This window comes from Pantoea agglomerans, assembly GCF_021397715.1.
Taxonomy (GTDB): Bacteria; Pseudomonadota; Gammaproteobacteria; order Enterobacterales; family Enterobacteriaceae; genus Pantoea; species Pantoea astica.
Window position 1 is genome coordinate 326,868 of the sequence record NZ_CP090207.1, and the last position, 13,902, is coordinate 340,769.

At 61.1% G+C, this 13,902-nt stretch carries 11 protein-coding genes; 10 read left to right on the plus strand and 1 reads right to left on the minus strand.

Going from position 1 to position 13,902, the window contains the following annotated elements:
• Positions 1 to 147: 147 nt before the first annotated feature.
• The 9 genes from LZU96_RS01595 (at position 148) to LZU96_RS01635 (ending at position 11,581) form a co-directional block, all read left to right on the plus strand.
• Positions 148 to 1,539 carry an MFS transporter gene (locus LZU96_RS01595; protein ID WP_233986630.1) on the plus strand — a complete coding sequence of 464 codons (1,392 nt, stop codon included), beginning with the start codon at positions 148 to 150 and terminating at the stop codon, positions 1,537 to 1,539.
• Positions 1,520 to 2,476, plus strand: coding sequence for a 2-hydroxyacid dehydrogenase (locus LZU96_RS01600; protein WP_233986632.1), 957 nt, complete (start codon positions 1,520 to 1,522; stop codon positions 2,474 to 2,476). The genes LZU96_RS01595 and LZU96_RS01600 overlap by 20 nt, the downstream gene beginning before the upstream one ends.
• A gap of 180 nt (positions 2,477 to 2,656) precedes the next feature.
• Entirely contained in the window at positions 2,657 to 3,823 is a 1,167-nt protein-coding gene (locus LZU96_RS01605; protein WP_233986634.1) for an HD-GYP domain-containing protein, read from the plus strand.
• A gap of 108 nt (positions 3,824 to 3,931) precedes the next feature.
• Positions 3,932 to 4,021: a K(+)-transporting ATPase subunit F gene (gene kdpF / locus LZU96_RS01610; protein WP_010253443.1), complete on the plus strand. Its 90-nt coding sequence runs from the start codon at positions 3,932 to 3,934 to the stop codon at positions 4,019 to 4,021.
• Positions 4,021 to 5,709, plus strand: a complete 1,689-nt coding sequence (kdpA, locus tag LZU96_RS01615) for a potassium-transporting ATPase subunit KdpA (protein ID WP_233986642.1) — start codon at positions 4,021 to 4,023, stop codon at positions 5,707 to 5,709. The genes kdpF and kdpA overlap by 1 nt, the downstream gene beginning before the upstream one ends.
• Entirely contained in the window at positions 5,706 to 7,754 is a 2,049-nt protein-coding gene (kdpB, locus tag LZU96_RS01620) for a potassium-transporting ATPase subunit KdpB (RefSeq protein ID WP_233986650.1), read from the plus strand. Before kdpA ends, kdpB begins: the two co-directional genes overlap by 4 nt.
• 10 nt (positions 7,755 to 7,764) lie before the next feature.
• Positions 7,765 to 8,331: a potassium-transporting ATPase subunit KdpC gene (gene kdpC, locus LZU96_RS01625; protein ID WP_233986660.1), complete on the plus strand. Its 567-nt coding sequence runs from the start codon at positions 7,765 to 7,767 to the stop codon at positions 8,329 to 8,331.
• A gap of 16 nt (positions 8,332 to 8,347) precedes the next feature.
• Positions 8,348 to 11,023: a two-component system sensor histidine kinase KdpD gene (kdpD, locus tag LZU96_RS01630; RefSeq protein WP_233986669.1), complete on the plus strand. Its 2,676-nt coding sequence runs from the start codon at positions 8,348 to 8,350 to the stop codon at positions 11,021 to 11,023.
• Between the two features lie 54 nt (positions 11,024 to 11,077).
• Entirely contained in the window at positions 11,078 to 11,581 is a 504-nt protein-coding gene (locus LZU96_RS01635) for a TIGR00645 family protein (RefSeq protein WP_031377731.1), read from the plus strand.
• A 53-nt stretch (positions 11,582 to 11,634) separates the two neighbouring features.
• On the opposite strand, the gene LZU96_RS01640 is transcribed toward LZU96_RS01635, so the two are convergent.
• Positions 11,635 to 12,594 carry a LysR family transcriptional regulator gene (locus LZU96_RS01640; RefSeq protein ID WP_233986671.1) on the minus strand — a complete coding sequence of 320 codons (960 nt, stop codon included), beginning with the start codon at positions 12,592 to 12,594 and terminating at the stop codon, positions 11,635 to 11,637.
• A gap of 93 nt (positions 12,595 to 12,687) precedes the next feature.
• On the opposite strand from LZU96_RS01640, the gene LZU96_RS01645 reads away from it, so the two are divergent.
• Positions 12,688 to 13,893 carry an MFS transporter gene (locus tag LZU96_RS01645; protein WP_233986673.1) on the plus strand — a complete coding sequence of 402 codons (1,206 nt, stop codon included), beginning with the start codon at positions 12,688 to 12,690 and terminating at the stop codon, positions 13,891 to 13,893.
• Positions 13,894 to 13,902: the final 9 nt, after the last annotated feature.

Sequence of the window (13,902 nt, forward strand, 5' to 3'; positions counted from 1 at the left end):
TAAGCCAAATCAGCGTCGACGATCTCAACATTCGCACAATGACCAATGATTAGCCTCCTATCTATATTTGCTCAACAGGGGAATCTCAGCGGTATTCCTGAAAAAAACCTCGCGACGTAACCCGCCGCTTTTTAAGGAATTCACCTCATGGTTAAAGACAAAACGACCACCCGCACCACCCATGTTCGCATCTGGATCCTGTGTCTGATCCTGTTTCTGTCGGTGGTGGCGTATGCCGACCGTTCGATCCTGTCGATCTCCGGATCGGCGATTAAAGAGGAGTTCGGCCTGTCAGCGATCCAGCTCGGGCTGATCCTCTCCGCCTTCAGCTGGGCTTATGTCATTGGGCAGATCCCCGGCGGGCTGTTTCTCGATCGCTTTGGTGCCAAAAAGGTCTATGGCGTGACGCTGGCGCTCTGGTCGGTCTCGACGCTGGCGATGGGCTTCGTCGGTGAGTTCTCCACCGGCCTGAGCGGCGCACTGATGCTGATGTTCGGCCTGCGTTTTCTGCTGGGACTGATTGAAGCTCCCAGTTTCCCCGCCAATGCGCGGGTGGTGATTATGTGGTTCCCTGGCGCAGAGCGCGGTCGCGCCTCGTCGCTGTTCAGCTCAGCACAATATTTCGCTGTCGCCATCTTCTCGCCGCTGTCGGGCTGGCTGGTATCGCGCTTCGGCTGGGAATGGCCGTTCTTCGTGCTGGGCGGTATCGGCGTGCTGGCGGTGTTTGTCTGGGCCGCCTATATGCGCGAGCCGCGCAACCATCCCGGCGTATCAGAAAGCGAACTGCAGCACATTATTAAAGGCGGCGGCCTGGTGGATATCGATGCCGCACAGACCCTCAAAGCGCGTCCGCCGGTCAGTAAAGCGATGTTCAGAAAGCTGCTGACTAACCGCATGTTGTGGTGCGCCTATCTCGGCCAGTACTGCATTATCGCGCTGAGCTACTTCTTCATTACCTGGTTTCCAATCTATCTGGTGCAGGCGCGCGGGATGGACATCATGGAAGCGGGCTTTGCCACCATTGCACCGGCGCTGTTCGGCTTCCTCGGCGGCATCAGCGGCGGCTATATCTCTGACAAACTGATTGCCAGAGGCTGGAGCGTCTCCTGGGCGCGCAAAACGCCCTATATCGTCGGGATGCTGATGGCGGCCAGCCTGGTGCTGGCGGCGGTCATCCCCAGCAACGTCGGCATTATCGCCATTATGTCCTTTGCCTTTTATGGCAAAGGAGTGGCGGCGGGCGCCGGAACCTGGACGGTGATCAGCGACACCGCGCCGAAAGAAGCGGTCGGCCTGGCAGGCTCAATTTTTAACGGCATCGGCAATATCGCCGGTTTCACCACGCCGCTGCTGTTCGGCATCATCGTCGGCCTGACCGGCAGCTACGGCATCGGGCTGGCCTTCGTTGCTGCGCACTGTGTAGTGGCGGCACTGCTGTTCCTGCTGGTGATGGGACCGATTGAACGGGTCGGCGAACAGAATCAACGGCCGGTATCCTACGAAAAACAGGGGAAAGAAGATGGCATTAAAGCAATGTAACGTGCTGATTAAGGGAAAATTTCTGCCACCACAGCTGATAGCGAATATCGAAACGTCTTTTACCGCCTATCGGCTGTGGGAAGCGGACGACGAAGCGGCTTTTCTGGCGGAAATGGGTGCAAAAATCGACATGCTGGTCACCAGCGGCAATGCGGTAATGGGCGCACCGGCGGCGCTGATTGCGGCGCTGCCCAATCTCAGGGCGATCTGCAGCAACGGCGTCGGTTACGACAGCATCGACATGGCGGCGGCCCGGGCGCGCAACATTGTGGTGACCAATACGCCCGAGGTACTGAATGAGTGCGTCGCGGACCTCGGCATGGCGCTGCTGCTGGACGTGGCGCGACGCATCAGCGAAGCGGACCGCTTTACCCGCGCCGGCCACTGGCAGCAGGGACGTTTTCCGCTGAGCCGCAAAGTGGGTGGCAAGGTGTGCGGCATCGTCGGGCTGGGCAATATCGGTCAGGCGGTGGCAAAGCGGGCGCAGGCGTTTGATATGACGATTCACTACTACAACCCGCGCTCACGCCCGGATGTGCCTTATATCCGTCACGACAGCCTTGTCTCACTGGCGCAGCAGGCAGATTTCCTGGTGCTGACGCTGCCCGGCGGGGCGGCCACACGGCAGATCATCAACGCCGAAGTTCTGCAGGCGCTGGGTCCGCAGGGTTATCTGATTAATATTGCGCGCGGCAGCGTGGTCGATCAGCAAGCGCTGATTACGGCGCTGGAAAGCGGGCAGATCGCCGGGGCCGGGCTGGATGTGTTTGAGCAGGAACCGCAGGTGCCTGCGGCGCTGCGTCAGTGTGACAACGTGGTGATCACCCCGCACATCGCCAGCAATACCACAGAAACCATGGCGGCGATGGCCGATCTGGTGTTCGAAAACATGCTGGCGTTCGCCAGCGGTAAAGCGGTGCTGACTCCGGTAGCGTAACGTACCGGCGATGCCGTGGCGGGCATCGCCGTAGTGCCAGCGAAAACCTGTGAACAGGATGCTTTTCCCCGCGATTTATCCTGCCTCCTCCGACCACACACTCCGCACAAAACGGCCTGAAGAAATTTTGTCCAGCTGCCGATATCACCTTACCCCCCGCTGATATTAAGGAGTGATATCGTGATAAAGCTGATTACCGTTGACGAATTACGTCCAGGCATGTTTATCCACAAACTGGAGGTCTGGTGGATAAAAGACAAACGTATTCGCAACCAGATGCTGATCACCGATCCACGACAAATCGCTATGCTACGCAACGAAGGGATCCAGCAACTCTGGATCGACCTCGATCGATCGGTGCAGGCGCCGATCGCGCCGGTTGTGACAAAAAGGTCGATCGCCCGGACGCCGTTTTTCCAGGAGCTGGATCAGGCGCAGCAGATCTTTCAGCAGGGCAAATCGAAAGTGCTGGCAATGTTTAACGAGGCGCGTCTCGGGACCAGCCTTAACCTCGATTATATGATGGATCTAGTGGATGAAATCTCCGGATCGATCCGGCGTGAGCCTTCTGCGCTACTGAGCGTGGCGCGGCTGAAAAATCACGATGATTATACCTATCTGCATTCGATGGCGGTCTGCGGGCTGATGATTTCGCTGGGTAAAAGGCTCGGGCTGAATGAGATCCAGCTGCGGCGCGTTGGGATGGGCGGCTTGCTGCATGATGTGGGCAAAGCGGCGGTGCCGCTGGCGATCCTGAACAAAGCGGGCAAGCTGACCGACGACGAATTTACTATCATGCGGCAGCACCCCATCGTCGGCGCGCAGATGCTGATGGAGGCCAATGCCGACGCCGATCTGCTGGATATTGCGCTGCACCATCATGAAAAGTATGACGGCAGCGGCTATCCGCACGGCCTGAAAGGCGAGGAGATTTCGCTCTATGCCCGCATGGCGACGGTGTGCGATGTCTATGACGCCATCACCTCGACGCGCGCCTACCGCACCGGCTGGACGCCCGCCGAGGCGATGCATCAGATGCTGAGCTGGCGCGGCCACTTCGATAACGGCCTGCTGCACGCCTTTGTCCGCACCATCGGCATTTATCCGGTCGGTTCACTGGTGCGGCTGGCCTCAGGTCGGGTGGCACTGGTGGTGAAAGCGGGTGAAAAATCGCTGATGAAGCCCTGTGTCCACGTTTTCTGGTCGCTGCATGCCCAGCGCGAAATGAAACCGGAAGAGCTCGACCTCGGCGACAGCTTCTGTACCGACAGCATCGTCGGGGCGGAAGACAGCACGCGGTGGGGCAATGTCGACCTCAACCGCATCTGGGCGCTGGAAGTCGCCTGATTTTTCGCCATTTTTACACTATTTTTACGCCCGCCCGCTGCATTTTAACCCCTTCTTTATACGCCGCCGCGCAAGCTAATCAGCAAATCCAAACCTCTGGAGGTTCCTGTGAGCGTGGGCGTAATAACCGGCATTGTGCTGGTGGTGTTGTTACTGGGCTATCTGATCTATGCCCTGTTAAATGCGGAGGCCTTCTGATGGCGGCTAATGCTTTTTTACTCGTCGGATGTTACCTGCTGCTGTTAATGGTGCTGGCGCAGCCGCTTGGCCGCGGGCTGGCGGCATTGATTGCCGATAAGCCGGTGTTCGCCCGGGCCGAAGCGCCGCTGTGGCGACTGCTGGGCGCAGAGCAAAGCGAGATGCGCTGGCCGCACTATCTGCTGGCGATCCTGCTGTTTAATGCGCTCGGCTTTGCGCTGCTGCTGGCGATTTTACTGCTGCAGGGCACGCTGCCGCTTAACCCGCAGGGACTGCCGGGCCTGAGCTGGCATCTGGCGCTCAATACCGCGGTCAGCTTCGTCACCAACACCAACTGGCAGTCCTACAGCGGTGAAAGCACCCTGAGCTATTTCAGTCAGATGGTGGGCCTGACGGTGCAGAACTTCCTGTCGGCGGCGACCGGTATTGCGGTGGCGTTTGCGCTGATTCGCGGCTTCGCCCAGCGCGGCATCGGGACGCTCGGCAACGCCTGGCGTGACCTGACGCGCATCACGCTCTATGTGCTGCTGCCAATCAGCCTGCTGATGGCGCTGGTGTTTGTCAGCCAGGGCAGCATTCAGACGCTGTCGCCCTATCACACGCTCACCACGCTGGAAGGCACGCAGCAAACGCTGGCGATGGGCCCGGTCGCCTCGCAGGAAGCGATCAAAATGCTCGGCACCAACGGCGGCGGCTTCTTTAACGCCAACTCCTCTCATCCGTTTGAAAATCCGAATCTGCTGACCAACCTAATCCAGATGCTGAGCATTTTCCTGATCCCGGCGGCGCTCTGCTTTGCCTTTGGTGAAAGCGTGCGCGATCGCCGTCAGGGCAACATGCTGCTGTGGGCGATGACGCTGATGTTTGTGGTGGCGGTGGCAGTCGTCATGTGGGCAGAACTGCGCGGCAACCCGCACTTCCTCCAGCTGGGGGCCGACAGCGCCATCAACATGGAGGGCAAAGAGACCCGCTTTGGCATTCTTAACAGCAGCCTGTTTGCGGTGATCACCACGGCGGCTTCCTGCGGTGCGGTCAACGCCATGCACGACTCCTTCACCGCGCTGGGCGGCATGGTGCCGATGTGGCTGATGCAGCTGGGTGAAGTGGTGTTCGGCGGCGTCGGTGCCGGACTCTACGGGATGCTGCTGTTTGTGCTGCTGGCGGTATTTATCGCCGGGCTGATGATCGGCCGTACCCCGGAATTTCTCGGTAAAAAGATCGACGTGTGGGAGATGAAAATGACCGCGCTGGCGATTCTGGTGACGCCGGCGCTGGTGTTAATCGGCACCGCGCTGGCGATGATGACCGACGCCGGTCGCTCAGCGATGGCTAACCCCGGCATTCACGGCTTCAGTGAAGTGCTCTACGCGGTCTCGTCGGCGGCCAATAACAACGGCAGCGCCTTTGCCGGGCTGAGCGCCAACACGCCGTTCTGGAACCTGCTGCTGGCCGCCTGCATGCTGCTGGGTCGCTTCGGCATCATCATTCCGGTGCTGGCGATTGCCGGTGCCATGGCGGTGAAAAAAGTGCAGCCGGTGGGCAACGGCACGCTGCCGACTCACGGCCCGCTGTTTATTGCGCTGCTGGTCGGTACCGTGCTGCTGGTGGGGGCGCTGACCTTTATTCCTGCTCTGGCGCTGGGCCCGGTGGCTGAGCATCTGCAACTTGTTCAGGGACAATCCTCATGAGTCGTCAACAACAGGCGTTATTTGACGCGGCGCTGCTGCGTACTTCAGCCTGGGATGCGCTGAAAAAGCTCGATCCACGGGTGCAGTTCCGTAATCCGGTGATGTTTGTGGTCTACCTTGGCAGCATTCTCACCTCATTGCTGGCGCTGGCGATGCTGGCTGGCAAACTGAACGGCAGCGCCAGTTTTACCGGCGCAATTGCGGTCTGGCTGTGGTTCACCGTGCTGTTTGCCAATCTGGCCGAGGCGCTGGCGGAAGGGCGCAGTAAAGCCCAGGCCAGCAGCCTGAAAGGGGTGAAAAAGACCAGCTTTGCCAAAAAACTCACGGCGGCGCGCTATGGCGCAGAGTGGCAGCAGGTGAGCGCCGATCAGCTGCGTAAAGGCGACGCGGTGCTGGTGGAAGCGGGCGACATCATTCCGTGCGACGGCGAAGTGATAGAAGGCGGAGCTTCGGTGGATGAGAGCGCGATTACCGGCGAATCCGCGCCGGTCATCCGTGAATCGGGCGGTGATTTCGCGTCGGTAACCGGCGGGACCCGCATTCTCTCGGACTGGCTGGTGATCACCTGTAGCGCCAATCCGGGCGAAACCTTTCTTGACCGGATGATCGCCATGGTGGAAGGAGCCAAACGGCGTAAAACCCCGAATGAGATCGCCCTGACCATTCTGCTGGTGTCGCTCACCATCGTGTTTCTGCTGGCGACCGTCACCCTCTGGCCGTTCTCGGCGTGGGGCGGGACGCCGGTCAGCGTCACGGTGCTGGTGGCGCTGCTGGTCTGTCTGATCCCGACCACCATCGGCGGCTTACTGTCGGCGATTGGCGTGGCGGGGATGAGCCGGATGCTGGGTGCTAACGTTATCGCTACCAGCGGCCGCGCGGTGGAAGCGGCGGGTGATGTGGATGTGCTGATGCTGGATAAAACCGGCACCATCACCCTGGGCAACCGTCAGGCGACGCAGTTTCTGCCGGCACCGGGCGTCAGCGAAGAGCAACTGGCGGATGCCGCTCAGCTCGCCTCGCTGGCCGATGAAACACCGGAAGGTCGCAGCATCGTGGTGCTGGCGAAACAGCGATTTAATCTGCGTGAACGCGATCTCAGCAGCATGGGCGCCAGCTTTATTCCGTTCTCGGCGCAGACCCGGATGAGCGGCGTCAACGTGCAGGACCGGCTGATCCGTAAAGGCGCGGTCGATGCGGTACGTCGCCATATTGAAGCCAGCCACGGCGCGTTTCCGGCCGAGGTGAATGCCCGGGTTGAAGAGGTGGCGCGCACCGGTGGTACGCCGCTGGTGGTGGCAGAAGGGGCGAAAGTGCTGGGTGTGGTGGCGCTGAAAGATATCGTCAAAGGCGGCATTAAAGAGCGCTTTGCCGAGCTGCGCAAGATGGGCATCAAAACCGTGATGATCACCGGCGATAACCCACTGACCGCCGCGGCGATTGCCGCCGAAGCGGGCGTGGATGATTTTCTTTCCGAGGCGACGCCGGAAGCCAAACTGGCGCTGATCCGCCAGTATCAGGCAGAAGGACGGCTGGTGGCGATGACCGGTGACGGCACCAACGATGCGCCGGCGCTGGCCCAGGCCGACGTGGCGGTGGCGATGAACTCCGGTACCCAGGCGGCGAAAGAGGCGGGCAACATGGTCGATCTCGACTCGAACCCGACCAAACTGCTGGAAGTGGTACACATCGGTAAACAGATGCTGATGACGCGCGGTTCACTGACCACCTTTAGCATCGCCAACGACGTGGCGAAATATTTCGCCATTATTCCGGCGGCGTTTGCGGCCACCTATCCGCAACTCAACATGCTCAACGTGATGCATCTGCACTCACCGGCCAGCGCGATTCTGTCGGCGGTAATCTTTAACGCGCTGGTGATTGTGTTTCTGATTCCGCTGGCGCTGAAGGGGGTCAGCTATCGCCCGCTGAGCGCCGCGGCCCTGCTGCGCCGCAACCTGCTGATCTACGGGCTGGGTGGCCTGCTGGTGCCGTTTGTCGGCATCAAAGCGATCGATTTGCTGTTAGTGCTGTCAGGCATGGCCTGAGGAGAAGAAAATGAGTCAGTTACGTCCGGCGATTTTACTGTTGTTGCTGCTTACCGTTATCAGCGGCGTGGTTTATCCTTTGCTCACCACCGGCCTGGCGCAGGCGCTGTTTCCGGCGCAGGCCAACGGATCGTTACTGGAGAAACAGGGCGTGGCGCGCGGGTCGGCGCTGATTGGGCAGAACTTTACCCAACCCGGTTATTTCTGGGGTCGCCCTTCTGCCAGCGGCGATCGGCCCTATAATCCGCTGGCCTCGGGCGGCAGCAATCTGGCCGCCAGCAATCCGGCGCTGGATAAAGCGGTCGCTGAACGGGTTGCCGCGCTGCGCGCTGCCAATCCGCAGGCGCCGACCGCGGTGCCGGTTGAGCTGGTCACCGCCTCGGCCAGCGGACTGGACCCCGATATTTCACCTGACGCAGCCCGCTGGCAGGCACCGCGTATCGCCGCCAGCCGTCAGATACCCTTACCCCAGGTAGAGGCGCTGATCGAGCAGCAGACTCACCGGCCGCTGATGCCGTTCCTCGGCGATCCGACGGTCAATGTGCTGCAGCTCAACCTGGCGCTCAGCGATCTGTAATGCCGACAAGGACCCTATGAACCACGAACCGACGCGCCCCGATCCCGATGCTCTGTTGCAGGCTAACCGCGACAGCCATCGCGGGCGGCTGAAAATCTACTTTGGCGCCTGCGCAGGCGTCGGCAAAACCTACGCCATGCTGCAGGAGGCGCAACGGCTGCGGGCGCAGGGGCTGGATGTGCTGATCGGCGTGGTCGAGACCCACGACCGGCCGGAAACGGCGCAGCTGCTGACCGGCTTAACTCTGCTGCCGCGCCGCGCCACTGGTCGCTCACGCCACGCCGAGTTTGATCTCGATGCGGCGCTGGCGCGCCATCCGGCGGTGATCCTGATGGACGAACTGGCGCACACCAACGTTCAGGGTTCGCGCCATCCCAAACGCTGGCAGGACATTGAGGAGCTGCTGGAGGCGGGCATTGACGTGCTGACCACCGTCAACGTGCAGCATCTGGAGAGCCTCAACGATGTGGTGGGCGGCGTCACCGGTATTCAGGTGCGCGAAACCGTGCCCGATCCCTTTTTCGACAGCGCCGACGAGGTAGTGCTGGTCGATCTGCCGCCTGACGATCTGCGGCAGCGGCTGAAAGAGGGCAAGGTCTATATCGGTGACCGCGCCGAACGCGCCATTGAGAATTTTTTCCGCAAGGGCAACCTGTTTGCCCTGCGCGAACTGGCGCTGCGTCGTACCGCCGACCGGGTTGATGACCAGATGCGCGCCTGGCGCGATCAGCAGGGACGGGATCGGGTCTGGCACACCCGCGATGCGATTCTGCTGTGCATCGGCGATGATAGCGGCAGTGAAAAACTGGTGCGTACCGCCGCACGGCTGGCGGCGCGGCTCGGCAGTGAATGGCATGCGGTCTATGTCGAGACGCCGCGGCTGAACCGGCTACCGGAAGCGCGGCGGCGGGCGATTCTGCGTACGTTGCAGCTGGCGCAGGAGCTGGGCGCGGAAACCGCCACGCTCTCCGATCCTGACGAAGCGGAAGCGGTGCTGCGATACGCCCGCGAGCACAATCTCGGCAAAATCGTCACCGGCCGACGCCCGCTGCGGCGCTGGCGGCGTGACAGTTTTGCCGAGCGGCTGGGCCAGCTCGGCCCCGATCTCGATCTGCTGGTGGTGGCGCTGGATGAGCCGCTGCACGACGCGCCGCATCCGCTGGCGGACGGGCGGGTCACCAGCGACAAGTGGCGTATCCAGCTGCGCGGCGTGATGATGGCGCTGGTGCTGTGCATCCTGGTGACCGTCGCCGGTCAGTCGCTGCTGATCGGTTTCGATCCCGCTAACTGCGTGATGATCTACCTGCTGGCGGTGGTGATCGTGGCGCTGCGCTATGGACGCTGGCCATCGGTGATCGCCACGGTGATGAATATTCTCGCCTTCGATCTCTTCTTTGTGGCACCCACCGGCACGGTGGCGGTCTCTGACCTGCAATATCTGGTGACTTTTGGCGTAATGCTGGCGGTCGGGGTGATTGTCGGCAACCTGACCGCCGGAGTGCGTTATCAGGCGCGGGTGGCGCGCTACCGCGAGCAGCGGGCGCGCCAGCTCTATGAGATGGCGAAATCGCTCGGCAGCGCCTTAACGCCGCAGGATATTGCCGCCACCAGTCAGCGGGTGCTGGATGCGACGTTACAGGCGCGCTGTCTGCTGCTGCTGCCGGATGAGCAGGACGAACTGCATCCGGTGGGCGATGCGCTGCCCGCCAGTGAACCGGATCGCGCCATCGCTAAGTGGAGCTACAGCAAAGGCCAGCCGGCCGGTGCCGGAACCGACACCTTACCGGCGGTGCCGTACCAGATTCTGCCGCTGAAAAGTGGCGCGCACTGCCGCGGCCTGCTGGTGGTGGAGCCGCAAAATCTGCGGCAGCTGATGATCCCCGAGCAGCAGCGGCTGGTGGAAACCTTTACGGTGCTGATCGCCAACGCGCTGGAGCGGATGGCGCTGTCGCACAGCGAGGCGGCGTCGCGGCTGTCGGCAGAGCGGGAGCAACTGCGCAATGCGCTGCTCTCTGCCCTGTCACACGACCTGCGTACTCCGCTGACCGTGCTGTTTGGTCAGGCGGAGATGCTGATGCTCGACCTCGCCAGCGACAACTCAAAATATGTGCCGCAGGCCAGCCAGATCCGTGAGCAGACGCTGAGCACCATCCGGCTGGTGAGCAACATGCTGGATATGGCGCGCATTCAGTCGGGCGGGCTGAACCTGCGTGAAGAGTGGCTGGCGCTGGAAGAGGTGATCGGCGGGGCGCTGAGCAGCATGGCACCGTCGCTGAAAGGGCATGAGGTCCAGCTCGATCTGCCGGACGATATCGTGCTGATTAAAGGCGACAGCACCCTGCTGGAGCGGGTCTTTACCAACCTGATTGAGAACAGCCTCAAGTATGCCGGTAACTGCGCGCCGCGCGGGATTCGTGCCTGGCGTGCCGGGACGCGGCTGGAGATCGCCGTCTGGGATGGCGGGCCCGGCATTGCAGACGCCGATTTAAGCCGGATTTTCGATAAGTTCTCGCGTGGCGATAAAGAGTCGGCGGTCCCCGGCGTCGGGCTGGGGCTGGCGATCTGTAAAACCATTGTTGAGAGTCACGGCGGGCAGATCTGGGCGGAGAACCGGCCTGAAGGCGGCGCCGCATTTCGTCTCTCGCTGCCGCTGCCGCCGGTTCCGGAAATTTCTGACGAAGGGCTGAAATAACTTCACAGTTGATCAGTTATACTGCCCGACCTGTCTGATTATTATTGGGAATGTATGGAACGTTTTACCGAAAACCTGATGTATGCATCGCGCTGGTTGCTGGCTCCGGTTTACATTGGACTTTCACTCGGCCTGCTGGCGCTGACCATCAAATTTTTCCAGGAAATTTTCCACCTGCTGCCCAACATTTTCAGCATCGCGGAAAACGATCTGATCCTGCTGCTGCTGTCGCTGGTCGACATGACGCTGGTTGGCGGACTGCTGGTGATGGTGATGCTGTCGGGCTACGAAAACTTTGTTTCTAAACTCGATATCGACGAAAGCAAAGAGAAGCTGAGCTGGCTCGGCAAGATGGATTCCGGCTCGCTGAAGAATAAAGTGGCGGCGTCGATTGTCGCTATCTCCTCGATTCACCTGCTGCGGGTCTTCATGGAGGCGCGCAACGTCGCCAATGACAAACTGATGTGGTACGTGATTATCCACCTGACGTTTGTGCTCTCTGCCTTTGTGATGGGCTGGCTGGATAATATGTCGCGTGGCGACAAGAAAGGCCACTGAGTGAGGCGGGTGCCAGAGCACCCGCTTTTTGCCCCGCCCGCCCGCCATCGCCTTTATTGCCCCGATTTCGCCTGACGACGCGCTGCGGTGGCGGGCTGAGTTCCTGCCAGCTGCGGCATCACCGCTTTGATCATGGTAAAAAAATGCTGCAGCCGGGCCGGATAGTAGCTGGCCCACGGATAGGTCAGCCAGATCGGCAGCGGCGGTGCCTGCCACTGCGGCGTCAGCTGAATCAGCCGTCCGTCCGCTAGATCCTCCTGCACCACCCACGACGACACGATCGCCGCGCCCATCCCCGCCAGCGCCGCTTTACGGACCGCATATAAACTGTCACTGCTAAGTCGCGGCGTGATTGCCAGATTGATCGGCTGGCCGTCGTCAATCTTCTGTAATGCCACTTCGTTACGATAAAAACTGGTCAGCGCCAGCCACGGCAGATCGCGCAACTGTTCAACCTGCTCAATCGGCGGATGACGGTCCAGCAGCTCGGGCGACGCGACCACAATACGCGGCACTTCCGCCAGCAGAATCGCCACCACGGAGGGATCGGTCGGCGCGCCGACCTGAATGGCACAGTCGACATTTTCCGCCATAAAATCGGGCGTGCGGTCATTGAGCATCCACTCAATATTGAGTCGCGGATAGCGGCGAAGGTAGTCGACCAGCGGGGCGATCAGCTGATCCTGACCAAACGCGTGCGGCGCACGGACCCGCAGCGTACCGACCGGCTCGTCGCTGGCACCGGTCAGCTCATCTTCCAGCGCATGCCAGGTCGCCAGCAATTGCCGCGCCTGAGCGTAACAGCGTTCGCCATCGTCAGTGAGCTTCAGTGCATGGGTGGTACGCAGGATTAACTTCAGGCCCAGCCGCTGCTCCAGGGCTTGCAGACGCCGGCTGATGGTCGGCTGGGTGGTGCCGAGCTGAGCGGCAGCGGCAGAGAGGCTGCCACTTTCCACGATACGAATAAAAGTCTGCATCAGGTCGATACGATCGCCGGTCGCTGGATTGCTCATACGCACCACGCATAACAGTTTTGTCTGACAGTAGTCTACCGCGTATGGCCGCGATATGCGCTAATAGCCTTACGCACTTATGAGGATCACACCATGTCAGCCATACGCAGCATCGCCACTCCGAACGAAACGCTTCCCGCTCCGCTGGTTTTTACCCTGGCGGCAGGCGCCGGACTGAGCGTGGCATCGATTTACTACAGCCAGCCGATGCTGGATATCATCAGCAAACAGTTTAACGTCGGCATCGGCGCGGTCGGCATGGTGCCGATGCTGACCCAGGCGGGCTATGCCCTGGGCATTTTATTGCTGGCGCCGCTTGGCGATCGCCATGACCGCCGTACTATTATTTTTATCAAAGGATTGTTGCTGGTGGCGGCGTTGCTGCTGTGTGGTTTCTCTGGCGGGCTGAGCGCCTTGCTGATCGCCAGCTTCGTAACTGGCCTGACCGCGACGGTGGCGCAGGATATTGTACCGGCTTCGGCGGCGCTGGCCCCGGAACGCAGCCGCGGTAAAACGGTCGGCACGGTGATGACCGGCCTACTGGTCGGCATTCTGCTGTCGCGGGTGATCAGTGGCGTGGTGGCCGAATATTTCGGCTGGCGCACTATGTATATGGTAGCGGCGCTGGCGGTGCTGCTGATCAGCCTGACGCTGTGGCGGGTGCTGCCGCGCTTTACGCCCGGTACGTCGGTCAGCTATCCGCGTCTGCTGCTGTCGCTGGCGCATCTGTGGCGTCATCATCAGACGCTGCGCCGTGCCGCACTGGCGCAGGGACTGCTGTCGGTCGGTTTTAGCGCCTTCTGGTCGACGCTGGCGTTAATGCTGAGCGATCGGTTTCATCTCGACAGCGCGGTGGCCGGTGCCTTTGGTTTAGCCGGTGCCGCCGGTGCGATGGCTGCGCCGCTGGCCGGCAGCTTCGCTGACCGTATCGGTCCGGCCAGGGTAACCCAGGCGGGCGCCGCACTGGTTACCGTCTCGTTCGCCCTGATGTTTCTGCTGCCGCTCCTGCCGCTGCCGGCCCAGCTGGCGTTGATTGTGGTCAGCACCATCGGTTTCGACTTAGGGGTGCAGGCGACGCTGGTGGCGCATCAGACGCTGGTCTATGGCCTGGCGCCGGAAGCGCGCAGCCGTCTGAACGCGTTGCTGTTTACCGTGGTGTTTATCGGTATGGCAAGCGGCGCGGCGCTGGGTAGCCTGGCGCTGGCGCATTGGGGCTGGAACGGTGTGGTGGCGCTTTCAACCCTGGCCGGTGCCGCCAGCCTGGCGGTGCGCTTTGCCAGCCGTCATCTGAAGAACTGATTTCAGCGG